The sequence below is a fragment of the Mycolicibacterium vinylchloridicum genome, from assembly GCF_013404075.1.
GTDB lineage: Bacteria > Actinomycetota > Actinomycetes > Mycobacteriales > Mycobacteriaceae > Mycobacterium > Mycobacterium vinylchloridicum.
Genome location: NZ_JACBJQ010000012.1, coordinates 84860 through 108715 on the forward strand (window position 1 = coordinate 84860; position 23856 = coordinate 108715).

Consider the following 23856-nt stretch of genomic DNA (forward strand, 5'->3'; position numbering starts at 1 on the left):
TGAGGCCCTAGGCTCGGACGGGTGAGCACCGGCGGCATCGTCCTGGTTGGCCTGGCCATTGCGATCGGACTGGTCGGTGTCATCGTGCCGCTGCTGCCGGGCACCCTGTTGGTCTATGCCGCCATCGCGGTGTGGGCCGCCGTCGAACACACCCTGGTGTCCTGGGTGGTGCTCGGCGTGGTCACCGTGGTGCTCGGGGCCAGCGTGGCGATCAAGTACCTGTGGCCGGCCAAGCGGATGCGGGCGGCCGAGGTCGGCAGATGGACGCTGGCGGCGGGAGCCGTGCTCGGTGTGATCGGCTTCTTCGTGGTGCCGGTCATCGGCCTGCTGCTCGGTTTCGTGCTTGGGGTCTACCTGGCCGAGTTCGCCGCCCGCCGTGATCAGCGGCGCGCTTGGGCGGCCACCGTGCATGCGCTGAAGGCCGCTGCACTGTCGGTCGGTGTCGAGATGACCGGCGGGCTGATCGCCACCGTGGTGTGGGTGGCGGGCGTGGTGCTAACCCAGTAGTTCGGTGCGGGCGCGATCGACGTCTTCGGCGCTCACACCGCTGACTCGCAGGAAGCCGTCGAGGCTGCCGTAGTTCTCGTCGATGGTGCGGCGCGCGGTCGCCAGGTACTCCTCGCGCACACCGAGCACACCGTTGGTCAGGCGGGCCTCGGCGAATGTGGTGATCTCGGGTGTCTCGCCCGCATGGCTGACCACCGATTCCATGATGCGTTCGCGCAGCGAGTCGACCGCGTCGTTGCTGCGCAGGAAATCGGTGAGGATGGCGTCTTGGCGGATCCCGATGGCCTCCAGGACCACCGCGACGGTGAACCCGGTGCGATCCTTACCGGCGAAGCAGTGCGTGATCACCGGGCGGCCCGAACCCAGCAGCGAAAAGACTTGGCGCACAGCTCGTTGCGCGCCACCGAGGACTGGAAACTTCTGGTACTCCTCGGTCATGAACCGTTCCGCCGCGGCCTCGACGTCGTCCTCGGCGGTCTTGTCGGTCATCATCTTCTGCCAGCTGGTCTCGTGCGGAGCCTCGGCGGCCGTGTTCGACAGATCCGGGAACGGCAACAGATGGATCGCGACTCCGTCCGGAACGGCACCGGTCCCGCGGCGCTCCACCTCTTGGGGCGAACGCAGGTCGGCGACGTCGGTGATGCCGAGCCCGCGGAAGAACTCGCGGCCGACGTCGTCGAGCCGGCTGAGCTCACTGGACCGGAAGAACCGCCCGGGGCGCAGCCCGGCAGTAGCGGCGATATCGCGGAAGTTCCACGCACCGGAGAGCTGACCGTTGTTCACGCTCCGGTCACCGCCGCCGCGAGAGCGCTTTGTTCCCGGCCAATTTCGGCGCGGGCGATGCTGCGCATGTGGACTTCGTCGGGCCCGTCGAAGATCCGCATGGCCCGCTGCCAGCCGTACATCCGGGCCAGCGGGAAGTCGTCGCTGACCCCGCCGCCGCCGTGCACCTGGATGGCGCGGTCGATGACATTGCACGCCATCTGCGGTGCGACGGCCTTGATCTGAGCGACCAGATCGCGGGCTTCCTTGTTGCCGTGCTGATCGATCGTCCAGGCTGCCTTCTCACACAGCAGCCGGGCTTGATCGATCTCATTGCGGGACAACGCGATCTGCTGCTGAACTACACCCTGCTCGGCCAGCGGCTTGCCGAATGCGATACGCGTACGGGCACGCTCGGTCATCAGCGCCAGCGCCCGCTCGGCTACGCCGATCGCCCGCATGCAGTGATGAATCCGGCCCGGCCCCAACCGCGCCTGAGCGATCGCGAAGCCCATACCCTCTTCGGCCAGCAGATTCGTCGCCGGCACCCGCACGTTGTCGTAGATCACCTCGGCGTGCCCGTGCTGGTCCTGCCAACCGAACACCGACGTCGAGCGCAGGATCTTCACCCCAGGGGTATCGGTGGGCACCAGGATCATCGACTGCTGCTGATGCGACGCGGCGTCCGGGTTGGTGCGGCCCATGACAATCAGGACCTTGCAGCGCGGATCATTGGCGCCCGACGTCCACCACTTGCGTCCGTTGATGATGTAGTCGTCCCCGTCGCGCACGATCGACGTCGCGATATTGCGGGCGTCGCTGGAGGCCACGGCGGGCTCGGTCATCGAGAAGGCACTGCGAATCTCGCCGGCGAGCAGCGGCTCCAGCCACTGTTTGCGCTGCTGTTCGGTCGCGAACAGGTGCAGGGTCTCCATGTTGCCGGTGTCCGGGGCTGCGCAGTTGATCGCCTCGGGGGCGATCTCGGTGCTCCACCCCGTCAGCTCCGCCAGCGGTGCGTACTCCAGGTTGGTCAACCCCGACTCCGACGGCAAGAACAGGTTCCACAACCCCTGGCCGCGGGCCAGCACCTTCAACTCCTCCACCACCGGCGGCACGGTGAAGTCATTCGGCCCGGCGGCGGCCCGGTACTCGTCGTAGGACTTCTCGGCCGGGAACACGTGCTCGACCATGAAATCGGTGAGGCGTTTGTGGTAATCAGCGCCCTTGGCGGACATGGCGAAATCCATGCCGCCACGATATGGCACCGGTTAAAACCACGACGAGGCCCTCCCTTATGACCGTAGGGAGGGCCTCGTAGGCATGTGGAGAAAGGTATCGATCAATAGACCTCCGAACTCCCGCGAGCGGGTAGCGGTGTGGTGGGTCGAGGGCCGCGGTCGCCGATCACAGCGAGATGGGCACCATCCCGGCCGGGGCGGGCGCGTCGGGTGCCGCCATGCTCAGCCCCATCGTGTCGGCGGCGGCGGGGGTGGCGACGACCAGAGTGCCGGCCAGGACGCCGACCGCGAGGGTGGGTCCCGCCAGAGCGGTGGTGAAGCGGCGAGTGAATGTGCGGTCCATGTCCGTCTCCTCAAGCTTGCGATCCGATGGCTTTCGGCTATGCACTGACTATTGCCCGCACGCGACGGGCTGTCTGTCCGCTGATGGGACGTCGGTGGGGATGAAGTGTTTGTCCCCCGATCGGTGGACTTGATATGGAAAGCTGCTGGTATGGCCGGAAAAGTGCGTGTCGTTGTCGGTGACGACCACCCGCTGTTCCGCGACGGCCTGGTTCGGGCCCTGTCCGGCAGCGGCGAGGTGGAGGTCGTCGCCGAAGCCGAGGACGGTGCCTCGGCGTTAGCGGCGATCAAGGAGCACAGCCCGGACGTCGCGCTGCTGGATTACCGGATGCCGGGCATGAACGGCGCCGAGGTGGCCGCCGCGGTGCGCCGCGACGAACTGTCGACCAGGGTGTTGCTGGTCTCCGCACACGACGACGCCGAAATCGTCTATCACGCGCTTCAACAAGGGGCGGCGGGCTACCTGCCCAAGGACTCCACTCGGTCCGAGATCGTCAACGCCGTTTTGGACTGCGCCAAGGGGCGCGATGTTCTCGCGCCCCGGCTGGCTTCGGGGCTGGCCGTCGAAATCCGGCGCCGCGCAGAGCCTTCCGGGCCGTCGCTGAGCTCGCGGGAACGTGAGGTGCTCAACATGATTGCGCTGGGGCGCAGCATCCCGGCGATCGCCGAGGCGCTGTTCCTGGCCCCCTCGACGGTCAAGACCCACGTCCAGCGGCTCTACGAGAAGCTCGGCGTCGGCGATCGGGCCGCAGCGGTCGCCGAGGGCATGCGTCGGGGCCTGCTTGAGTAATCTGCCGGCCCCGCTGGCCCGCGCGGCCGACTTCCTGGGTGTCGAGCCGGTGCGGGTCGCGGCCGTCCTACGGCTACCGCTGATCGTGTTGATCGCCCTGCTGGTCTGGATCGAGGGCGTCGACCATTGGCTGCCCGAGGTCTATTGGACGGTGCTGATCGTCTATACAGCCACCGCCGCGGTGTGGTTGACGGTCGTGCTGCGTAGGCCGCTGCAGTGGTGGTTCGGCTGGGCATCGACGGCCATCGACGTGGTGGCCGTGCTGGCCATGTGCGTCGCCTCCGGCGGGGCGACGTCGTGGCTGTTGCCGATCTTCTTCTTGATCCCGATCACGGTAGCGTTCCTGGACCGGCCCGAGATCACTGCCCTGATCGGTGCCAGCACCGCGGTGGGCTACCTGGGTGCGTGGATCTTCTACTCCAAGCGCGACGACACGATGGGCTTGCCCAACATCGTCTATGTCCAGGTCGGTTGCCTGGCGTGGCTGGCCCTGGCCACCACCGCGCTGTGCCTGGTGCTGGCCCGCCGCCGGGCGCGGGTGCGTTCCCTGCTGGAGGTGCGGCGCCGACTGGTCTCGGAGTCGATGCAGGCCGACGAACGTAACAATCGGCAACTGTCCGAACAACTGCACGACGGGCCGCTGCAGAATCTGCTGGCTGCCCGCCTTGACCTGGAGGACCTGCGCGAACAGCCGTCCGAGATCGGGTTCGAACGGGTCGACGCCGCGCTGCAGGACGCCATCAACATGCTGCGTAGTGCGGTCTCGACGCTGCATCCTCAGGTGCTGGCGCAGGTGGGTCTGGGTGCCGCGCTGCGCGAGCTGGTCGGCCAGTACGAGCGGCGCTGGAACGTCACCATCGACTGTGTCGCCGAAGAAGTGGGCAAGCCGCCGTCGCAGGCCCTGCTCTACCGTGCGGCGCGTGAGCTACTTGCCAACGCGCACAAGCACTCTCGTGCCTCCCGGCTGAGGGTCGAGCTCGAACCCATACCCGGGTCGCTGGTGCTGCGGGTGGTCGACAATGGGGTGGGATTCGACCCCGCCGTGCTGGATCGCAAGGTGGCCGAAGGTCACATCGGGCTGTCGTCGCTGCTGGTCGGTGTCGAGGCGATGGGCGGTTCGGTCGAGTTGGTCGACACCCCCGGCGGCGGGACGACGGCCGTCGTGACCGTGCCCGACGGTGACATTCCGACTGAGCTCTGACTCCCAAACCGACATTTGACCGCGAAAGTGCGAGTAGCGCAGGACATTACGTCGATCTCGGTGCGCCCAGCCGGACGGTTTCCAGCACGGCCAGCCACTCCTCGGGAATCGGCACCGGGCCGTCGTCGCCGAGGAAGACCAGCACGGTGTCGCACACACCGACGCAGGCGCCGTCGACGAACAGTCCCGTCGACGCCACGAACGACGTGCGACCGATCCGGCCGACCCCGGCACCGGTCTGGATTGTCCCCGGCCAGTGCACCTCGGCGAGGAAGTGCACCGCGTTCTGCGAGGTGACCAGGCGCAAACGGCGGTGTTTCCGGTCGTAGATATCGGCGAACAGGCTGCGGTTCATGGTCGCCCGCGCGTTCTCGTGCATCGACTCCAGCGCCAGGTTGTTGAGGTGGGCGTTCGAATCCATGTCGCCGTAGCGGGCTCCGACGGCGTCGATAACGGGGTAGGAGTCCAGGCGAAGCCGCATCTCGTGCGGGCGCGCCGCGGTGGTTGTCCAATCGCTCACAAGGTGGCAAGCCTATCGGCCGTCGCGTGCCGCCAGCTCACCAGTGCCGCCGCCGCGATCATGATCACCGCCGCACCGAGTGGCGCGTTCGGCAGGTAGGCCGTGCCGACCAGTGCCACAGTGAGCACGATGGTGCCGATCGCCTGGACGGCGTCCCGGCGTACCGAGTCGAGCACCAGCCACGTCGCGAGCAGGAACACCGCCAGCGGAATGGTCAGCGTCAGCCCGGCCGCGAGGTGCGGCAGGTGGCTTTCGCCGAGATGGTCGGCGACGGCGACTTCCACCCCGGCCGAGAACGCGGCGGCCGCGGCAAAGATGAAGTAGTGCAGGTACCCCCAGAAGAACGACCGGCCGAACGTCATGGTCTGGTGGTGCTGCGGGCGGTCGAAGTAGATCCACCACATCGACGCCACGGTCGCCAGCGAACAGGCCGCGACGACGATAAGGCCGGTGCGCGCGTGGGCGTCGGTCAGCCCGCCGATGATCGAATTGGCTACCGCCAGAATTGATTCGCCCAGAACGATCAGGGTGAACAAGCTGTACCGCTCGGCGATGTGGTGATGATGGTAGGCCGTCATCTTGTGCCGCTCCGCGATCGGTGACACCGACAGGTCGATCAGCGCGAGTACGGGGAACCACCACACCGGACCGTCGAGGACGAACCACGAGACCCACAGAACTTGGACGATCACGATGCCGACGGCATAGCGCACGCAGGTCCCGCGGAACTCAGGATCGCTGATCGCCGCGCGTGTCCACTGGGTCGCCATGGCCACCCGCATGATCACGTAGCCGGCGACGATTGCCCCGAAGTCGTTCTCCAGCATCGCCCGCTGCGCGCCCGCGGCGATGACCAGCGCCCCGGCCATCTGGACGAACACCGTCAGCCGGTAGAGCCAGTCGTCGGTGTCGTAGGCGCTGCCGAACCAGGTGAAATTCATCCAGGCGTTGAAGATCGCGAAGAACACCATCGCGTAGGACGCCAAGCCTTCGACGAAGTGTTGCTCTTCCCAGATGTGGTGCAGGGCGCCGGACGCCTGGGAGACGGCGACCACGAAGACGAGGTCGAAAAGCAGCTCTAGTGAGCTGGCCGCACGGTGCGGTTCATCGGGGTCGCGGGCGAGCATCGCCCGCAGGCCGGCCGGCAAAAGTATTGGTCAGGCTGGATCAAACCGGCGGGTACGCGGGCGGCGGGTACACGCCGCGCAGTGCCCACGGAAGCCAGCTGAAGAAGTACTCGACCTCATCGCTTGCGTCGTAATCCGGATTCGGATCCATCCGTCACACCTCCCAGGACAACCGCAACTTCGGCTGAGTCTAGTCCGCAGGTCCATACCGCGACACCGGTCATTAAACTATCCAACCAGTTGATAGAGAGACCGGCTGGTCCGACGAAGACAAGCCCGGAAGAGGACAAGCGAGGACATCATGCCACCCGAGAACGGGATGACGCGGCGCGAAGAGCTGCTGGCCGTCGCCACCAAGCTCTTCGCCGCCCGCGGATATCACGGCACCAGGATGGATGACGTCGCCGATGTCGTCGGCCTGAACAAGGCGACGGTCTACCACTACTACGCCAGCAAGTCGTTGATCCTGTTCGACATCTATCGACGCTCCGCGGAGAGCACCCTGGAGGCCGTTCACGACGACCCGTCCTGGACTGCCCGGGAGGCGCTCTACCAATACACCGTCCGGTTGCTGACGAACATCGCCGAGAACCCCGAGGGTGCGGCGGTGTACTTCCAGGAGGCGCCCTACATCACCGAGTGGTTCACCGCCGAGCAGGTCGCTGAGGTCAGGGAGAAGGAAACCCAGGTCTATGAGCACGTGCACGGCCTGATCGACCGGGGTATCGCCAGCGGTGAGTTCTTCGAATGCGACACCCACGTGGTGGCGCTGGGCTATATCGGCATGACGCTGGGCGCCTACCGCTGGCTGCGCCCGGACGGCCGGCGCACGGCCAAGGAGATCGCCGCCGAGTTCAGCACCGCGTTGCTGCGCGGCCTGATCCGTGACGAGACGATTCGGGCCGAATCACCGCTCGGCCCGGCACCCGGTACGAAAAAAGCCAACGCTCGGCTCTGAAATACACTCGGCCGATGCCGCTCGTCAGTAAGACCGTTGAGGTCGCCGCCGATGCCGATTCGATCCTGCGGATCGTCGCCGACTTCGAGAAGTATCCGGAATGGAACGACGAGGCCAAGGCCGTCTACGTGCTGGCGCGTTATGACGACGGCCGGCCCAGTCAGCTGCGGCTGGACATGGAGATCCAGGGCCAGTCGGGCACCTTCATCCAGGCCGTGTACTACCCGGGCGAGAACCAGATCCAGACCGTGCTGCAGCAGGGCGAGGTGTTCACCAAACAGGACCAGCTGTTCTCCGTGGTGGCGATGGGGCCGACGAGCCTGCTGACGGTGGACCTCGAGGTCGAGGTCTCGTTGCCGGTCCCGGACATGATGGTCAAGAAGCTGGTCAACGATGTGCTCGAGCATCTGGCCGACAATCTCAAGACCCGCGCCGAGCAGCTGTCGGCGAGCAGTTAGACCGCTTAGCGCCACATCCCGTTGCGCTCCAGCTGTTCGAGCAGCCGGTGCACACCGTCACTGAACTCCGCGCCCGACAATTCGACGAGCGCGTCCTTGTCGCGACGGCGCAGCGCGGCGATCAGCTGGCGATGGGTCTCGACGGACGCCTCGCCCCAGGACGCGTCGGTGACATAGATCTGCGGCGGCATATAGCGCGCCGCGTGCAGCAGAAACCAGGCCAGCTTCATCCGGCCGGCCCCGCGGTTGAGCAACCGGTGAAAGGCGAACTCGGCGGCGCCGATGGTGGCCGGATCGCCCTGTGCCACCGCCGCGGCCAGCCGGTCGTTGGCCTGTTCCAGCTCGCCGATCTGATCTTCGGTCAGTCGGTCGGCCGCACTGGTCACGAGTTCCTTGGCGATCGTGGCCTGCAGCCAGTAGATGTCGGCGACGTCCTGGCGGCTCAGCGGTTGCACGACATAGCCCCGCCGAGGTTCGAGGGCCACCATCCCCTCGCCTCGCAGGGTCAGCAGGGCCTCGCGTACCGGGGTGATGCTGACGCCCAGGCGGGCGGCCGTTTCGTCGAGCCGGATGAACGTCCCGGGCCGCAGCATGCCGGTCATGATCGCTTCCCGGAGGTGTGCTGCGACCTCGTCCGACAGCTGTGAACGACGGCGTCCCCGACGGTTTTCAACCCGTGCGGAAGCCGGTGCGTTCACGTGACCTCCGAGGACTTGTGTGGGGAGCAGCAAGGCAATATTGTGACCCAAGCAACAATAGATTTGATCAAATATAACGATTCCTGCGTTCTCCAGCCACCGGGTTCACGCAACGTTTACTCCTGACGGAACTGTTGAGAGGGCAACGAAAACAGTGACCAGCCAGCTGACCGCGACCACCGACCAGCCGTATCTCGCCCGCCGCCAGAACTGGACGAACCAACTGGCCCGGCACGCGCTCATGCAGCCGGATGCAACCGCACTGCGCTTCATGGGTCACACCACCACGTGGGCCGAATTCGACCGCCGCGTCACCGCACTCGCGAATGCCCTGCACCGACGCGGAGTCCGGTTCGGCGACCGGGTGATGATCCTCATGCTCAACCGCCCGGAGTTCGTCGAGGCCACGCTGGCGGCCAACCAGCTCGGTGCGATCGCGGTTCCGGTCAACTTCCGCCTGACCCCGCCCGAGCTGGCATTTCTGGTTCAGGACTGCGAGGCGGCGGTGGTGGTCACCGAGACCGTGCTCGCCGATGTCGCCAAGGCCGTCCGGGATCTCGCACCGGCCTTGACCGATGTCATCGTCGCCGGTGGCGCCACCGACGACGGGGTGCTCGGCTACGACGACCTGATCGCCGAAGAGGGCGAGCCGCACGAACCCGTGGACATCCCCAACGACAGCCCGGCCCTGATCATGTACACCTCGGGCACCACCGGGCGGCCCAAGGGGGCGGTGCTGACCCACACCAACCTGGCGGGCCAGGCGATGACCGGGATGTACACCACCGGCCCCGACATCAACCACGATGTCGGATTCATCGGGGTGCCGCTGTTCCACATCGCCGGGATCGGCAACATCCTCGGCGGCCTCATCCTGGGCACCCCGACGGTCATCCACCCGCTCGGCGGGTTCGACCCCGGGCAACTGCTCGACGTTCTCGAGGCCGAGCGTGTCACGGGCATCTTCCTGGTGCCGGCGCAGTGGCAGGCCGTCTGCGCGGCCCAGAAGGCCAAGCCGCGGGAAATCCGGCTGCGGTCGTTGTCCTGGGGTGCCGCCCCGGCATCGGACACCCTGCTGCGCGAGATGTCGGAAACGTTCCCCGACAGCAAGATCCTCGCCGCGTTCGGTCAGACCGAGATGTCACCGGTGACGTGCATGCTGCTCGGCGACGACGCGATCGCCAAGCGCGGATCGGTGGGCAAGGTCATTCCGACTGTTGCCGCTCGCGTCGTCGACGAAGACATGAACGACGTCCCAGTGGGCGAGGTAGGCGAAATCGTCTATCGCGCACCGACTCTCATGGCCGGCTACTGGAACAACCCGGACGCCACTGCCGAGGCGTTCGCCGGCGGCTGGTTCCACTCCGGCGATCTGGTCAGGATGGACGCCGACGGCTACGTCTGGGTCGTCGACCGCAAGAAGGACATGATCATCTCCGGCGGCGAGAACATCTATTGCGCAGAGGTGGAGAACGTCCTTGCCGCCCACCCGGCGATCGTCGAGGTGGCGGTCATCGGGCGGGCCCACCCCACGTGGGGCGAGGTGCCGGTCGCCGTGGCCGCCATCTCTTCTGAAGAACTTCGGCTGGCCGAACTCGACGAGTTCCTGACCGAACGTTTGGCCCGTTACAAGCACCCCAAGGGCCTCGAAATCGTCGACGCCCTACCCCGTAACCCCGCTGGCAAAGTGCTGAAGACGGAACTACGGATTCGCTTCAGCGCCAGTATCGAAACGGATCCGGCTGGCGAAAATGCTTCGGATACAGCAGATCCCAATTAGCACGCGAACCACTTACCAGCTCGACAAATTTCGCCGGATAACGAGGGAGGGTCAATAGTGCGGATGCGGTGCACGGGCCCTCGGCGATCGGGTACATTCCTGTGGTCCGCCTTACTACTCGTTAGTAGGGAGACGACACTCACTCACTGCGGGTCGGGGCAAGGAGGGTATGTGCCAGACGGACTGCCGCCACGCCACGACCGACGTGGTCCCGTCATGTGGGTGTCCAAGTGACGGCGACGACGACGGGCGTAGGTGACTACGTCTCGGACAAGATGCGTCCGGCGCTCACCGCCATCGGCGGCTTCTTCCGCATGTGCGTACTCACCGCGAAGGCCACCACGAAATGGCCCTTCGAGTGGCGAGAGTTCATCCTCCAGGGCTGGTTTCAGTTCCGGGTGACGTTCCTGCCGACCATCGCCGTGGCCGTGCCGAACACGATCCTGATCATCTTCACCATCAACATCCTGCTCGTGGAGTTCGGCGCCGCGGATGTCTCCGGCGCGGGCGCCGCATTGGCCGCGGTGACCCAGTTGGGACCCATCGTGACCGTGCTGGTGGTCGCCGGAGCCGGGTCGACGGCCATCTGTGCCGACCTCGGCGCACGCACCATTCGCGAGGAGATCGACGCCCTCGAGGTGCTCGGTATCGATCCGATCCACCGTCTCGTGCTGCCCCGCGTGGTCGCCTCGACGTTCGTCGCGGTCCTGCTCAACGGCGCGGTGATCGCCGTCGGCCTGGTCGGCGGGTTCATCTTCGGCGTGTACATGCAGAACATCTCCGCCGGTGCCTACGTCTCCACTCTGACCCTGATCACCGGACTCCCCGAGGTGATCATCTCGATCGTCAAGGCGCTCACCTTCGGCCTGATCGCCGGCCTGGTCGGCTGCTACCGCGGTCTGACGGTGTCCGGCGGCTCGAAGGGCCTCGGGACGGCGGTGAACGAGACCCTCGTGCTGTCCGTCGTCGCCCTGTTTGCCGTCAACGTCGTCCTGACGACCATTGGTGTTCGCTTCGGAACGGGGCACTGACATGAGTACAGCGACAGTTCTGCGCGGCCGGTATCCCCGCGCCTATTCCCGGGCAACGAAGTTCGCGTCGGCGCCTGGCCGATTCATCACCCGAGTCGGCGACGTGGCCTGGTTCACCGTCACCGCCGTCGGCCAGATTCCGCACGCGCTGCATTACTACCGCCGGGCCACGCTGCGGCTGATCGCCGAGATCGGCATGGGCACCGGCGCGATGGCCGTCATCGGCGGCACCATCGCGATCGTCGGTTTCGTGACGCTGTCCGGTGGTTCGCTCATCGCGATCCAGGGCTACGCCTCACTGGGCAACATCGGCGTCGAAGCCTTCACCGGATTCGTCGCGGCGTTGGTGAACGTCCGGGTTGTCGCGCCCCTGGTTTCGGGGCACGCGCTGGCGGCGACGGTCGGGGCCGGCGCCACCGCCGAATTGGGCGCCATGCGCATCAGCGAGGAAATCGACGCACTCGAGGTGATGGGCATCAAGTCCATCAGCTACCTGGTGTCGACGCGCATCCTCGCCGGCATGGTCGTGATCATTCCGCTGTATGCCATGGCTCTGCTGCTGTCGTTCCTGGCCGCGCAGCTGACCACGACGGTGCTCTACGGCCAGTCGACCGGTACCTACGACCACTACTTCCGGACTTTCCTACGGCCCGACGACGTGTTCTGGTCGTTCGTCGTCGCGATCATCATCGCGATGTTCGTGATGATCAATCACTGCTACTTCGGCTACAACGCCAGCGGTGGTCCGGTGGGCGTGGGCGAGGCCGTGGGAGTCTCGATGCGAGCCTCACTGGTTGCCGTCGCGACGGTAGTTCTGCTGGCTTCGTTGGCGCTGTACGGCACCGACCCGAACTTCAACCTAACGGTGTAGCGGCATGACCGAGCCGTTGAATGCTTCCCGGCGCCCGCCACTGAAGTTGGCGGGTGTGGTCTTCTTGGTGCTGGCCGTCGTCCTGGTGGCGCTGGTCTACCTCCAATTCCGTGGTGACCTGACGCCGAAGACGAGGCTCACCATGGTTTCCGACCGCGCCGGCCTGGTGATGGACCCGGGGTCGAAGGTGACCTACAACGGCGTGGAGATCGGTCGCGTCAGCAAGGTCGCCGCGGTGAACCGCGACGGTAAGTCGGTCGCCGAGCTCACCCTCGAGGTCGCACCGCGCTACATCTCGTTGATTCCGGCCAACGTCGACGCCCAGGTCAAAGCAAGCACCGTGTTCGGCAACAAGTACGTGTCGTTCACCAGCCCGCAGGACCCGGTGAAGACCCGGATTTCGAGCTCTGACGTGATCAAGTCCTCGGGCGTGACGACGGAGTTCAACACGTTGTTCGAGACATTGACGTCGATCTCGGAGAAGGTCGATCCGGTCAAGCTGAACCTGACGCTGTCCGCGGCGGCCGAGGCGCTCGACGGTCTGGGTACCAAGTTCGGGCAGTCGATCGTCAACGGCAACGCGGTCCTCGATGACATCAATCCGCAGATGCCGCAGATTCGCAGCAACATTCAGCAGCTCTCGAAGCTGGCCGATGTCTACACCAAGGCCAGCCCGGATCTGTGGGACTTCCTCGATCACGCGGTGACGACCGCGCGCACGTTGAACGAGCAGCAGAAGGATCTCGACGCCGCGCTGCTGGCCTCGACCGGGTTCGGCAATACCGGCGCCGACATCTTCGAACGCGGCGGCCCCTACTTCGTGCGCGGCCAGGCCGACCTGATCCCCACCGCCAAACTGCTGGACACCTACAGCCCGCAGCTGTACTGCCAGATCAAGGGTGAAGCCGAGGCGCTGCAACCGGCGCTGGATGCGTTCGGCGGCAACGGCTACTCGTTGGACACCGTGACCGAATTCCTCGGTGCCCCTAACCCGTACGTCTATCCCGACAACCTGCCCAGGATCAACGGGCACGGTGGCCCCGGCGGCGCGCCCGGCTGCTGGCAGACGATCGACCGCAACTTCTGGCCCGCGCCGCACCTGGTGGTCGACGACGGTGCCTCACTCGCGCCGTACAACCACTTCGAACTGGGCCAGCCGATCCTCACCGAGTACGTCTGGGGACGCCAAGTCGGGGAGAACACGATCAACCCATGAAAATCACCGGCACAGCAATCAAACTCGGCGCCTTCTCGCTGGTGCTCCTGCTTTTCACGGCGATCATCGTCATCGTGTTCGGTCAGTTCCGATTCGACCGAACGACCGCGTACACCGCGGAATTCAGCAATGCCAGTGGTTTGCGTGACGGCCAGTTCGTCCGGGCCGGTGGTGTCGAGGTCGGCAAGGTGTCCGACATCAAACTCATCGGGAACGGCGACCGGGTTCAGGTGACGCTCAACGTCGACCGGACCCTGCCGCTGTACCAGTCGACCACCGCCCAGATCCGTTACCAGGACCTGATCGGCAACCGCTACGTCAATCTCGAGCGCGGCACCGGCGAAGGCGCCGAACGGATCCTGCCCGCGGGCGGCTTCATCCCGATGTCGCGCACGCAGCCCGCGCTCGACCTGGATGCCCTGATCGGTGGTTTCAAGCCCCTGTTCAAGTCGTTGGACCCGCAGAAGGTCAACACCATCGCCTCGTCGCTGGTCACCGTTTTCCAGGGACAGGGCGGCACGATCAACGACATCTTGGACCAGACGGCCCAGCTGACCTCCGCGCTGGCCGACCGCGACCAGGCGATCGGTGAGGTGATCACCAACCTGAACACCGTGCTGGACACCACCGTCAAGCACGAGAAGGACTTCGACCAGACGGTCAACAACCTCGAGATCCTCATCACCGGGCTGAACAACCGTGCCGACCCGCTGGCTCAGTCAACCGCCGATATCAGCAGTGCTGCAGGCACTCTGGGCGACCTGCTGGCCGATGACCGTCCACAGCTCAAGGACACGATCGGCAAGCTCGAGATCATTCAGCAGCCGCTGGCCGACGGTCAGGACCGCCTTGACGATCTGCTGACGAAGCTGCCGCAGGCTGTCAAGATGATCGGCCGCGCCGGCGGTATCTACGGCGACTTCTTCAACTTCTACCTGTGCGATATCAACCTGAAGCTCAACGGCCTGCAGCCCGGCGGCCCGGTCCGCACCGTGAAGATCACTCAGCAGCCCACGGGTAGGTGCACGCCGCAATGAGGACGCTAGAGACTCCCAACCGGATCAAGAACGGCCTGGCCGGCATCGTGATCGTGCTGCTGGTTGTCGCTGTGGGACAGAGCTTTTCGGGCATTCCGCAGCTGTTCGCGCAGCCGACCTACTATGGCCAATTCACCGACAGTGCAGGTCTGAACCCCGGTGACAAGGTCCGCATCGCGGGTATGGATGTCGGCGAAGTGAAGTCGCTGAAGATCGATGGCGACCACGTGCTGATCGGATTCAACTTGGGCCCCAGGCAGATCGGCACGGAGAGCCGGGTCGCCATCCGCACCGAGACGATCCTGGGTAAGCGGGTGCTCGAGATCGAGCCGCGCGGTGCCAAGTTGCTGCAGGCCAGTTCTGTTCTGCCAGTAGGGCAGACCACCACGCCCTACCAGATCTATGACGCGGTGTTCGACGTGACGAAAGCCGCCGCGGGCTGGGACATCGACACCGTCAAGCAATCGCTGAATGTGTTGTCGGAGACCATCGATCAGACATATCCGCACCTGAGCGCGGCGCTGGACGGCGTCGCCCGGTTCTCCGACACGATCGGCAAGCGTGACGAGCAGTTCAAGCAACTGCTGGCCAACGCCAACAAGGTCGCCGCCGTGTTGGGCAACCGAAGTGAGCAGATCAACAAGCTGGCCGTCAACGCGCAGACCCTGTTGGCCGCGGTCAACCAGCGTCGCTCCGAGATCGACTACCTGTTGGCCAATGTGTCGCTGATCTCCGAGCAGTTCGCCGGATTCATCAACGACAACCCGAATCTGAATCATGTTCTGGAGCAGCTGAAGACGATCAGCGATGTGCTGGTGAAGCACAAGACGGACCTGTCCGACGTGCTGATCACCGCCTCGAAGTTCATGGGCGCACTGGCCGAGGCCATCGGGTCGGGCCCGTACTTCAAGGTGCTCGTGGTCAACCTGGTGCCCTACCAGATCCTGCAACCGTGGGTGGACGCCGCATTCAAGAAGCGCGGCATCGACCCCGAGGAGTTCTGGCGCAATGCGGGTCTGCCGGCGTTCCGGTTCCCCGATCCCAACGGACAGCGTCAGCCCAATGGTGCTCCGCCGCCGGCCCCGATCCCGCTGGAGGGCACTCCGGAGCATCCTGGTCCCGCGGTCGGCCCCGGCTCACCGTGCTCGTACACCCCGCCCCCGGACGGCATCCCGACGACCGGCAACCCGCTGCCGTGCGCCGGCCTGACCCAGGGACCGTTCGGCGGACCGGAGTACCCGAGCGCCGACGTGCCGATCTCGGCACCCAACCCCGCCGCGGGCTACGCCCCCGGTGTCCCGAGTGCCGCCTTCCCAGGCGAACTCTCGCCGGCCATCCAGGGTGTGCCTGCCCCGCCGTTGGCGCCGGGTCCGCCAGGGGCACGCACCGTCCCGGTCGCCCCGACACCGGGCCCGGCCACCGATATCCCCGGATACGCACCACCGCCGAACGCGCTCATCGGACCGATCCCGCCGCCGGGACCGGGACCGCAGGTGCCGCCGGTCGGAGACCTGGCGCCCGTCGATCAGGGAGGGGGAGCCTAACCGATGTCGACTGTCTTCAATGTTCGTAATCTGGGTCTGCCCAAGGTGTCTCGGACCGCGGTCATCATCAGCACGCTCGTGGTGATCCTTGCGGTGTTCGCGGCGTTCTTCGGTTACTACGGCTACAAGAGGCTGACCACCAACACGGTGGTCGCGTATTTCCCCGAGGCGCTTGCCCTGTACCCGGGTGACCGCGTGCAGATCATGGGTGTGCAGGTCGGCAAGATCGACAAGATCGAACCAGCCGGCGACAAGATGAAGGTCACCTTCAACTACCAGAACAAGTACAAGGTCCCCGCCAACGCCACCGCGACGATCCTCAACCCGAGCCTGGTCGCCTCCCGGGTGATCCAGCTGGCCCCGCCCTACACCGGCGGTCCGGTCATGGAGAACAACGCGGTCATCCCGATCGACCGCACTCAGGTGCCGGTGGAGTGGGACGACCTGCGCAACCAGATCTCCGATATCGTCACCAAACTCGGCCCGACGCCCGAGCAGCCCAAAGGCCCGTTCGGTGATGTCCTGGAATCCTTCGCCAATGGGCTGGAGGGCAAGGGCGAGCAGATCAACACCACGTTCAAGGCGCTGTCCGATGCGGTCACCGCCCTGAACGAGGGGCGCGGTGACTTCTTCGCCGTTCTCAAGAGCCTGGCTCTGTTCGTCAATGCGCTCCACAAGAGCGACCAGCAGCTGGTGGCACTCAACAACGACCTGGCCACCTTCACCAACTCGTTTTCCAACTCCGATCAGGAAGTGGCCAAGGCGGTCAAGGACATTGACGCGCTGCTGACCACGGCGCGCAAGTTCGTCAACGACAACGGCTCGGTGTTGAGCAAGGACATCAACAACCTCTCCGAGGTCACCACCCAGGTGCTGCAACCGGATTCGCGCAACGGCTTGGAGACGGTGCTGCACGTCTACCCGAACCTGGCCGCCAACCTGCAGAACATCTATCACCCGACGCACGGTGCGCTGGTGGCGATTCCGACCGTCGCCAGCTTCGCCAACCCGATGCAGTTCATCTGCTCGGCGATCCAGTCCGGTAGCCGCCTGGGCTATCAGGACTCGGCGGAGATGTGCGCGGAGTACCTCGCGCCGATCATGGACGCGATCAAGTTCAACTTCCCGCCGTTCGGTGTGAACCAGTTCTCGACGGCCGAGACGCTGCCGAAGTACGTCGCCTACTCCGAGGAACGGCTGCGGCCGCCGCCGGGGTACAAGGACACGACGGTGCCCGGCATCTGGTCGCGGGACACGTTGTTCTCGCACGGCAATCACGAGCCGGGCTGGATTGTGGCGCCGGGTATGCAGGGTGTCGACGTGCAGCCGTTCACCGCCAACATGCTCACGCCCGACTCGCTGGCGGCACTTCTGGGCGGCCCGGATCCCGTCGACTACCCGCCGGGCGGCCCGCGCGGTGGCGCGCCGTCGAACTCCTACGACCAGAACAACCCGCTGCCGCCGCCGTGGTACCCGGGTGCGATCCCGCCGCCACCACCGGGTCCCGACGTCGTCCCCGGACCGCTGCCGCTCTCGCAGCAGATCAACGGTGGAGGTCCTCCGCCAGGGCCCGCGCCCGCGGCTCCGGCCGGTCCGGCGTTGCCCGCTGAAGCAGGAGGTGGACAGTGAGCGCGATCCTGACCACCACCCGCCGGTACGGCTGGCGCGCTTTCGTGCTGCTGATCACGGCGTTGGTGCTGACGTCGTGCGGCTGGCGGGGTATCGCCAACGTGCCGATGCCGGGTGGACCCGGTAGCGGCAAGGACAAGATGACCATCTACGTCCAGATGCCGGATACGTTGGCGCTCAACGTCAACAGCCGGGTCCGGGTTGCCGACGTGTTCGTCGGCTCGGTGCGTGCCATCGAGCTGAAGAACTGGATCCCCACCCTCACGCTCGACTTGGAACCCGGAATCAAGTTGCCTGCCAACGCGATTGCGCGGATCGGCCAGACCAGCCTGTTGGGCACCCAGCACGTTGAGCTGGATCCGCCGCCGAACCCGTCGCCCGAACCGTTGCGTAACGGTGCGACGATTCCGCTGAAGAACTCCCAGTCGTTCCCGACCACCGAACGCACGCTGGCCAGTATCGCCACCGTGCTGCGCGGCGGCGGCATCCCGAACCTGGAGATCATCCAGACCGAGGTCGCCAACATCCTGGACGGCAACGCCGAACAGATCCGAGACTTCCTGGGCAAGCTGGACACCTTCACCGACCAGCTCAACCAGCAGCGTGAGGACCTCACCCGGGCCATCGACAAGACCAACGAACTGGTGTCGATCGTGGCCGCGCGGGACGCCACGCTGGACCGTGTGCTCACCGAATTCCCGCCGCTGATCAAGTATTTCGCGGATGCCAGGGATCGCTTCACCGGCGCCGTTGAGGCGCTCGGCCGATTCAGCCGCATCACCGACCAGACGCTGTCGCAGTCGCGTGCCGATTTCGACACCAACCTGGCGCTGCTGCAGCGTCCGCTCAAGCAGCTCGGGCGGGCTGCGCCGTATCTGATCGACTCGCTGAAGCTGGTCATCACGGCCCCGTACCCGATCGACAACATCCCGAAGGTTATTCGTGGCGACTACATCAACACGTCGGCCACCTTCGACCTGACGCTGAGCTCGATCGACAACGCGTTCCTCACCGGCACCGGCGTCTCCGGAATGCTGCGTGCTCTCGAGCAGTCCTGGGGCCGCGATCCGCAGACGATGATTCCGGACGTGCGGTTCACGCCGCACCCGAACATGACCGACGGTGGCGGACCGTTTGTCGAGCGCGGCGAGTGAGGGGGTGACGGACACATGCTGACGACGTTCATCAAGAGACAGCTCGTGATCTTCGGTGTGCTGACCGTGATCGCCCTGCTGGTGCTGGGCTGGTACTTCCTGCGCCTGCCGACGCTGGCGGGTATCGGACAGTACGAGCTGAAGGCGGACCTGCCGTCCTCGGGCGGCCTGTACCGCACGGCCAACGTCACCTACCGGGGCATCACGATCGGCAAGGTCACCGACGTGGAACCGACCGAGACCGGTGTCCGGGCGACCATGAGCATCAGCGACAAGTACAAGATCCCGCTCGACGCCAGCGCCAACGTGCACTCGGTGTCCGCAGTCGGCGAGCAGTATCTGGACCTGGTGTCCGACGGCAACCCGGGTCAGTACTTCGCCGGTGGGCAGACCATCACCAAGTCGACGGTGCCCGAGGAGATCGGTCCGGCCCTGGATGCGGCCAACAAGGGACTTGCCGCGCTGCCTGCCGACAAGATTCCGGTGCTGTTGAACGAAACTGCCCAAGCGGTAGGCGGTTTGGGCCCGTCGCTGCAACGCTTGGTCGACGGCACGCAGGCGATCGTCAGTGATTTCAAGACGAACATCGCCGACGTCAACGACATCATCCAGAACTCGCCCGCTGTCATCGACAGTCAAGTCGACTCCTCGAACGCGATCCAGCAGTGGTCGGCGAACCTGAACACGATCGCGGCGCAGACCGCGGCCCAGGATCAGGCGCTGCGCAGTGGACTGAGCCAGGCGGCACCCACCGCCGACGCCGTCAACGCGGTGTTCAGCGATGTGCGTGAGGCGCTGCCGCAGACGCTGGCCAACCTCGAGATCGTGCTGGACATGCTCAAGCGCTACAACAAGGGCGTCGAGCAGTCGCTGGTGCTCCTTCCCCAGGGCGCTGCGGTCGCCCAGTCCGTGTCGGCGCCGTACCCGCGTCAGGCGGCATTGGACTTCGGTTTGACGATCAACCAGCCGCCGCCGTGTCTGACCGGCTTCCTGCCGGCCAGCCAGTGGCGTGCACCGGCGGACACCAGGCTGATGCCGGTGGAGAGCGGTCTGTATTGCAAGATCCCCAAGGACACCCCCGCCAACGTGGTTCGTGGTGCACGTAACTTCCCGTGCGCCGACGTGCCCGGTAAGCGGGCGGCGACGCCGATGGAGTGCCGCAGCAACGAGCCGTACACCCCGCTGGGCAACAACCCGTGGTACGGCGACCCCAACCAGGTGCTGAACTGCCCGGCGCCGGGTGCTCGATGCGACCAGCCGGTGAACCCCGGTACCGTGATACCGGCACCTTCGATCAACAACGGGATGAACCCGTTGCCGGCCGATCTGCTGCCAGGGCCCACGCCGCCGATCAGTGACGACCTCAGTCCACCAGGGACGGGCACCGTGCAGTGCAACGGCCAACAACCGAACCCCTGCACGTACACCCCGGCAGCGAGCAACACCGCCATCTACACCCCGCAGAGCGGAGAGGTGGTTGGCCCTGACGGTGTGAAATACAACGTCAGCAATTCGAGCAGTACAGGAGACGACGGATGGAAGACGATGCTGGCTCCGGCCGGCTGACTCCATCGCTGGACGACGAGGCCGAACGCGGAGAGGCGCAGGAGCCGGCACAACAGACCGAACAGCGCGGGTCACGGCTGAGCGGACGCCGCCTGGCGCTGGTCTGCGCCGCTCTCGTCATCGCGAGCCTGGTCGTTGCCACCGGCGGATACTTCGCGATGCGTGCTCACGAGAAGAGCGTCGCCGCGGCGCAGGCGGAGAGTCGCGCGCTGGCCGCTGCCAAGGACTGCGTCACCGCCACCCAGGCACCCGATGCCGCGGCAATGGCGGCCAGTCAGCAGAAGATCGTCGAGTGCTGGGACAGCGACCTCGCCGCGCAAGCACCGCTCTACAGCTCCCTGCTGATCGAGGCCTACCAAGCGGCCAACGTGCAGCTGAAGGTCTCCAACATGCGTGCCGCGGTCGAACGGCACAACGACGACGGCTCGATGGACATCCTGGTTGCGGTGCGGGTGAAGATGTCCAACTCGCAGGCTGCCGACCAGGAGCAGAGCTATCGGCTGCGGGTGCGGATGATGCCCGAGGGCGGCACCTACAAGATCGCCAGACTCGACCAGGTGAGCAAGGGGCCAGGTGACGGTGACCCTCCCCAAACTTGATGCCGTCGACGCCGGCGCCGACATATCCGGAGCAGTAGGCCAGGCGTCCGACGGGGTGCGGGCGGGCTGGTGGGCTCGTGCGCGGGCCTTCGCCGTCGACGTGTTCTTCGGCACCGGTGTGGTGATCACCTGCGTGCTGGTGGCCCAGTCGGCGTCGATCTCGGGCCTCGGATGGCTGCGGTGGACGGCGATCGCGGTAGCAGCGGTGGTGTTCCTCGCGATGGCCGTGAACCGGCTGCTACTTCCGTCGATCACCGGCGCGACCCTCGGCCGGGCGCTATCAGGCATTGTGGTGGTCAGCCGCGACGGTGCGCCAATTGGCCCGTGGCGCTTGCTCTTACGTGATCTTGCGCATCTGCTCGACACCGCCGCGTTGTTCCTGGGCTGGCTGTGGCCGCTGTGGGATTCGCGCAACCGCACCTTCGCCGACCTGATCGTCCGTACCGAGGTCCGCCGTGTGGAAGCCGAACGGCCCGATGGACGCCGGCTGGCGGGGGCGGTGCTGGTGGCGCTCGCCGTGCTGGCCGCCGCGGCCTCGCTGCTGGGCTATTTCGGCGTGTACCGTCCCGAGCTCGCCGTCGAGCAGGCCCGCGAGCAGATCGCTGTGCGGGGACCCGAGCTCGTCGAGCAGATGCTGAGCTACAACGTCGCGACGACCGACGCCGACTTCGCTCGGGCCAGGGGATTGGTCACCGACGGCTATCGGCCGAAAGTCTTGGCCGATCAGGACGATGCGCGCAAACGCGGCCTGGCCAACACCGAATACTGGGTCGTCAACAGTTCTGTGCTGACCAACACTCGCGACCGGGCCGAGATGCTGATCTTCATCCTGGGACAGCGCGGCGAGGCGGCCAAACTCCGTCCGAGCTCGGCGACCCTACGGGTGACGTTCGCGCGGTCCGGCAGCGGCCAATGGCTGGTGGACAACTTGTCGGTGCTGGCGAGGCCGAATCCGGGGCAGCCGAAGTGAGCCCGCGACGCAGGGTGGAACCCGACAGTCCGGAGCTGTTTCGGCCACAGATTCGGCGACCGCGCCGGTGGGTGTTGCCGCTGGTCGCCAGTCTGGCTGCGGTGGCGATCATCGCCGCGGTCACCGTGAGCGCCCTGCTGCTGGTGAAGCGGGAAACTCAGCGGGAGAACGCCATTCGAGATGTGGCTGTGCTGAGCTTCGTTCGCGGCTTTGTCACGCAATACGCCTCGCTGGACCCGTTCCACGCCAACGATTACGCCGACGGGATCCTGGCGCAGGGGACCGGGGAGTTCGCCCAGCAGTTCCAGGCCAAGAAGAACGAGATCGTCATTCAGGTGGCGCGGGCCGAACCGACGACGGGAACGGTGCAGGCCGTCGGTGTCGAGCGCTGGAACCGCGACGGCAGCGCCGACGTGTTGGTGGCGGCCACGACGAAGACCCGGCTGCCCGACGGCAAGACCCTCGAGCGTGCCAGTCGCTGGCTGGCCATCGCGACCAAGGAAGGAGGCCAGTGGAAGATCAGCAGCTTCAGGGAAGTGATCTGACCGATGCGGAGCAGGATCGCGAGGTCCACAGCGAGGCCGTCGAGCTGGGCGCCACGGAGGAAGCGCAGACGCCGCGAAAGCGGTTCAGCCTCAACGCCACATCGGTGGCAGTGGGAATATCCGCCGCGCTGTTCGTTGCCGCGGGTGCCTTCGCCGGTGCGGCCGTGCAGCCCTATCTGATGGACCGGGCCGCTGTCGACACCAAGCTCGACATCGCTCGCACCGCGGCCGAGGCGATCACCACGCTGTGGACCTACACCCCCGACGATATGGACAAACTGCCGGACCGATCGGCGAAGTACCTGTCCGGGGACTTCCAGGACCAGTACCGCAAGTACGTCGACGCCATCGCGCCGACCAACAAACAGGCCAAGGTCACCAACAGCACGGAGGTGGTCGGCGCGGCCGTCGAATCGCTGGCCGGGCCGAACGCCACCGCGATCGTGTACACCAATACGACGTCGAAGAGCCCGCTGACCAAGGACATCCCGTCCACGAAGTACCTGTCCTACCGGGTGGAGCTGACTCGCGACGGATCGCACTGGCTGGTCACCAAGATGACCACGGTGACGTCGCTGGACCTCACACCCAAACTCTAAAGACGCGCATTGGCGATACTTGCCCCATGGCCGTCGCCTCGCCCGTATCGGAGCGCTCCACCGTCGTCGCACTGCTGCTGCTGACGTTCGCCACCGGGCTGGTCGATGCGATCAGCGTGTTGGTGCTCGGGCATGTGTTCGTCGCCAACATGACCGGCAACGTGGTCTTCCTGGGGTTCTGGTTCGTTCCGCATTCCGGGGTGGACATGATCGCCGCGATCCTGTCGTTCGTCTGCTTTCTGGTCGGCGCCGTGTTGGGCGGCCGGTTCGCGCATCACTTCGACTACGAGGTGCGGGTGTGGCTGACGGCAGCGCTGGGCACCGAGGTGGTGCTGCTGAGCGTGCTGGCGATCCTCGCCGGGACCGGTGCGGTGAACTATCACGACAACGGCAAGCTGATCCTGATCGCCGGACTGGCGGTGACGTTCGGTGCGCAGAACGCCGCCGCGCGCCAGTTCGGCGTGCAGGAACTCAGCACCACGGTGTTGACCTCCACGCTGGTCGGGATCGGTGTCGACAGCCGGCTCGCCGGCGGTAGCGGGGAGCGGGAAAGGCTGCGCTACAGCGTTGTTTTGACGCTGTGTGCGGGCGCGATGGTCGGTGCGACGATGACGCGCTGGATGGTGGCTCCGGTGATCGGGCTGGCCGCGATCGTGGTGACCGCCAGCCTGGCTGTCTTCCGGTACGGCCCGCGAGCGGCGAGCGGGTAGCTAG

25 protein-coding genes and 1 pseudogene are annotated in these 23856 nt (G+C 65.9%); 19 read left to right on the plus strand and 7 right to left on the minus strand.

Annotation, left to right across the window (positions count from 1 at the left end):
* Window positions 1–21: 21 nt before the first annotated feature.
* Entirely contained in the window at window positions 22–507 is a 486-nt protein-coding gene (locus HPC46_RS12635) for a DUF456 domain-containing protein (protein WP_179470260.1), read from the plus strand.
* On the opposite strand, the gene HPC46_RS12640 is transcribed toward HPC46_RS12635, so the two are convergent.
* The 3 genes from HPC46_RS12640 to HPC46_RS12650 form a co-directional block, all read right to left on the minus strand.
* Window positions 496–1290, minus strand: coding sequence for a tyrosine-protein phosphatase (locus tag HPC46_RS12640; RefSeq protein ID WP_179470262.1), 795 nt, complete (start codon window positions 1288–1290; stop codon window positions 496–498). The two genes, HPC46_RS12635 and HPC46_RS12640, sit on opposite strands and share 12 nt — an antisense overlap.
* A complete protein-coding gene (locus HPC46_RS12645) occupies window positions 1287–2504 on the minus strand; it encodes an acyl-CoA dehydrogenase family protein (RefSeq protein ID WP_179470379.1) in 1218 nt (405 codons plus the stop codon). The genes HPC46_RS12640 and HPC46_RS12645 overlap by 4 nt, the downstream gene beginning before the upstream one ends.
* A gap of 169 nt (window positions 2505–2673) precedes the next feature.
* Entirely contained in the window at window positions 2674–2850 is a 177-nt protein-coding gene (locus tag HPC46_RS12650) for a hypothetical protein (protein WP_179470264.1), read from the minus strand.
* 150 nt (window positions 2851–3000) lie between these two features.
* Here HPC46_RS12650 and HPC46_RS12655 point away from each other — a divergent pair, with 150 nt between their 5' ends.
* Together HPC46_RS12655 and HPC46_RS12660 are read left to right on the plus strand one after the other, a co-directional pair.
* Window positions 3001–3639, plus strand: coding sequence for a response regulator (locus HPC46_RS12655; RefSeq protein ID WP_179470266.1), 639 nt, complete (start codon window positions 3001–3003; stop codon window positions 3637–3639).
* Window positions 3632–4840 (plus strand): sensor histidine kinase, encoded by a 1209-nt coding sequence (locus HPC46_RS12660; protein ID WP_179470268.1) that lies wholly within the window; start codon window positions 3632–3634, stop codon window positions 4838–4840. Before HPC46_RS12655 ends, HPC46_RS12660 begins: the two co-directional genes overlap by 8 nt.
* 46 nt (window positions 4841–4886) lie before the next feature.
* Here the strand turns inward: HPC46_RS12660 and HPC46_RS12665 are convergent, their stop codons facing one another.
* The 3 genes and pseudogenes from HPC46_RS12665 to HPC46_RS34970 all read right to left on the minus strand — a co-directional run.
* Window positions 4887–5360, minus strand: a complete 474-nt coding sequence (locus tag HPC46_RS12665; protein WP_325096651.1) for an acyl-CoA thioesterase — start codon at window positions 5358–5360, stop codon at window positions 4887–4889.
* Window positions 5357–6508, minus strand: coding sequence for a low temperature requirement protein A (locus HPC46_RS12670; protein WP_179470270.1), 1152 nt, complete (start codon window positions 6506–6508; stop codon window positions 5357–5359). Before HPC46_RS12670 ends, HPC46_RS12665 begins: the two co-directional genes overlap by 4 nt.
* Before the next feature lie 19 nt (window positions 6509–6527).
* Window positions 6528–6638: pseudogene (locus HPC46_RS34970) on the minus strand (CAP domain-containing protein); the annotation flags it as partial.
* Window positions 6639–6788: 150 nt separating this feature from the next.
* On the opposite strand from HPC46_RS34970, the gene HPC46_RS12675 reads away from it, so the two are divergent.
* Window positions 6789–7445 carry a TetR/AcrR family transcriptional regulator gene (locus tag HPC46_RS12675; RefSeq protein WP_179470272.1) on the plus strand — a complete coding sequence of 219 codons (657 nt, stop codon included), beginning with the start codon at window positions 6789–6791 and terminating at the stop codon, window positions 7443–7445.
* A gap of 14 nt (window positions 7446–7459) precedes the next feature.
* On the plus strand, window positions 7460–7903 hold the full coding sequence (locus tag HPC46_RS12680) for an SRPBCC family protein (RefSeq protein WP_005142557.1): 444 nt from the start codon (window positions 7460–7462) through the stop codon (window positions 7901–7903).
* Window positions 7904–7908: 5 nt separating this feature from the next.
* Here HPC46_RS12680 and HPC46_RS12685 read toward each other — a convergent pair whose 3' ends face one another.
* Window positions 7909–8601, minus strand: coding sequence for a GntR family transcriptional regulator (locus HPC46_RS12685; protein WP_179470274.1), 693 nt, complete (start codon window positions 8599–8601; stop codon window positions 7909–7911).
* 154 nt (window positions 8602–8755) lie between these two features.
* Here HPC46_RS12685 and fadD5 point away from each other — a divergent pair, with 154 nt between their 5' ends.
* From fadD5 to HPC46_RS12755, 14 genes are all read left to right on the plus strand, one after another.
* On the plus strand, window positions 8756–10381 hold the full coding sequence (gene fadD5 / locus HPC46_RS12690) for a fatty-acid--CoA ligase FadD5 (protein WP_179470276.1): 1626 nt from the start codon (window positions 8756–8758) through the stop codon (window positions 10379–10381).
* A 275-nt stretch (window positions 10382–10656) separates the two neighbouring features.
* Entirely contained in the window at window positions 10657–11412 is a 756-nt protein-coding gene (locus tag HPC46_RS12695; protein ID WP_050950537.1) for an MlaE family ABC transporter permease, read from the plus strand.
* 1 nt (window position 11413) lies between these two features.
* On the plus strand, window positions 11414–12283 hold the full coding sequence (locus HPC46_RS12700) for an MlaE family ABC transporter permease (protein WP_179470278.1): 870 nt from the start codon (window positions 11414–11416) through the stop codon (window positions 12281–12283).
* A gap of 4 nt (window positions 12284–12287) precedes the next feature.
* Complete coding sequence (locus HPC46_RS12705) at window positions 12288–13499, plus strand: MCE family protein (RefSeq protein ID WP_179470280.1); 1212 nt, start codon at window positions 12288–12290, stop codon at window positions 13497–13499.
* Window positions 13496–14536: a virulence factor Mce family protein gene (locus HPC46_RS12710; RefSeq protein ID WP_179470282.1), complete on the plus strand. Its 1041-nt coding sequence runs from the start codon at window positions 13496–13498 to the stop codon at window positions 14534–14536. The genes HPC46_RS12705 and HPC46_RS12710 overlap by 4 nt, the downstream gene beginning before the upstream one ends.
* Window positions 14533–16080: an MCE family protein gene (locus tag HPC46_RS12715; RefSeq protein WP_179470284.1), complete on the plus strand. Its 1548-nt coding sequence runs from the start codon at window positions 14533–14535 to the stop codon at window positions 16078–16080. The genes HPC46_RS12710 and HPC46_RS12715 overlap by 4 nt, the downstream gene beginning before the upstream one ends.
* A 3-nt stretch (window positions 16081–16083) precedes the next feature.
* Window positions 16084–17709, plus strand: coding sequence for a virulence factor Mce family protein (locus tag HPC46_RS12720; RefSeq protein WP_179470286.1), 1626 nt, complete (start codon window positions 16084–16086; stop codon window positions 17707–17709).
* Entirely contained in the window at window positions 17706–18863 is a 1158-nt protein-coding gene (locus tag HPC46_RS12725) for a virulence factor Mce family protein (RefSeq protein ID WP_407665495.1), read from the plus strand. Before HPC46_RS12720 ends, HPC46_RS12725 begins: the two co-directional genes overlap by 4 nt.
* A gap of 15 nt (window positions 18864–18878) precedes the next feature.
* On the plus strand, window positions 18879–20429 hold the full coding sequence (locus HPC46_RS12730; RefSeq protein WP_179470288.1) for an MCE family protein: 1551 nt from the start codon (window positions 18879–18881) through the stop codon (window positions 20427–20429).
* Entirely contained in the window at window positions 20399–21028 is a 630-nt protein-coding gene (locus HPC46_RS12735; protein WP_179470289.1) for an Mce protein, read from the plus strand. The genes HPC46_RS12730 and HPC46_RS12735 overlap by 31 nt, the downstream gene beginning before the upstream one ends.
* Window positions 21003–21998, plus strand: a complete 996-nt coding sequence (locus HPC46_RS12740; protein ID WP_179470291.1) for an RDD family protein — start codon at window positions 21003–21005, stop codon at window positions 21996–21998. The genes HPC46_RS12735 and HPC46_RS12740 overlap by 26 nt, the downstream gene beginning before the upstream one ends.
* Complete coding sequence (locus HPC46_RS12745) at window positions 21995–22543, plus strand: Rv1363c family protein (protein ID WP_179470293.1); 549 nt, start codon at window positions 21995–21997, stop codon at window positions 22541–22543. The genes HPC46_RS12740 and HPC46_RS12745 overlap by 4 nt, the downstream gene beginning before the upstream one ends.
* Window positions 22510–23142 (plus strand): Mce protein, encoded by a 633-nt coding sequence (locus tag HPC46_RS12750; protein ID WP_179470295.1) that lies wholly within the window; start codon window positions 22510–22512, stop codon window positions 23140–23142. Before HPC46_RS12745 ends, HPC46_RS12750 begins: the two co-directional genes overlap by 34 nt.
* 26 nt (window positions 23143–23168) lie before the next feature.
* Window positions 23169–23852: a YoaK family protein gene (locus tag HPC46_RS12755; protein ID WP_179470297.1), complete on the plus strand. Its 684-nt coding sequence runs from the start codon at window positions 23169–23171 to the stop codon at window positions 23850–23852.
* Window positions 23853–23856: the final 4 nt, after the last annotated feature.

Bases quoted from the DNA above. Each gene is read 5' to 3' on its own strand.
- HPC46_RS12645 (WP_179470379.1), bottom strand. From the start codon at position 2,504: ATGTCCGCCAAGGGCGCTGATTACCACAAACGCCTCACCGATTTCATG.
- HPC46_RS12650 (WP_179470264.1), bottom strand. From the start codon at position 2,850: ATGGACCGCACATTCACTCGCCGCTTCACCACCGCTCTGGCGGGACCC.
- HPC46_RS12655 (WP_179470266.1), top strand. From the start codon at position 3,001: ATGGCCGGAAAAGTGCGTGTCGTTGTCGGTGACGACCACCCGCTGTTC.
- HPC46_RS12675 (WP_179470272.1), top strand. From the start codon at position 6,789: ATGCCACCCGAGAACGGGATGACGCGGCGCGAAGAGCTGCTGGCCGTC.
- HPC46_RS12680 (WP_005142557.1), top strand. From the start codon at position 7,460: ATGCCGCTCGTCAGTAAGACCGTTGAGGTCGCCGCCGATGCCGATTCG.
- HPC46_RS12695 (WP_050950537.1), top strand. From the start codon at position 10,657: ATGCGTCCGGCGCTCACCGCCATCGGCGGCTTCTTCCGCATGTGCGTA.
- HPC46_RS12700 (WP_179470278.1), top strand. From the start codon at position 11,414: ATGAGTACAGCGACAGTTCTGCGCGGCCGGTATCCCCGCGCCTATTCC.
- HPC46_RS12705 (WP_179470280.1), top strand. From the start codon at position 12,288: ATGACCGAGCCGTTGAATGCTTCCCGGCGCCCGCCACTGAAGTTGGCG.
- HPC46_RS12710 (WP_179470282.1), top strand. From the start codon at position 13,496: ATGAAAATCACCGGCACAGCAATCAAACTCGGCGCCTTCTCGCTGGTG.
- HPC46_RS12715 (WP_179470284.1), top strand. From the start codon at position 14,533: ATGAGGACGCTAGAGACTCCCAACCGGATCAAGAACGGCCTGGCCGGC.
- HPC46_RS12720 (WP_179470286.1), top strand. From the start codon at position 16,084: ATGTCGACTGTCTTCAATGTTCGTAATCTGGGTCTGCCCAAGGTGTCT.
- HPC46_RS12730 (WP_179470288.1), top strand. From the start codon at position 18,879: ATGCTGACGACGTTCATCAAGAGACAGCTCGTGATCTTCGGTGTGCTG.
- HPC46_RS12735 (WP_179470289.1), top strand. From the start codon at position 20,399: ATGGAAGACGATGCTGGCTCCGGCCGGCTGACTCCATCGCTGGACGAC.
- HPC46_RS12755 (WP_179470297.1), top strand. From the start codon at position 23,169: ATGGCCGTCGCCTCGCCCGTATCGGAGCGCTCCACCGTCGTCGCACTG.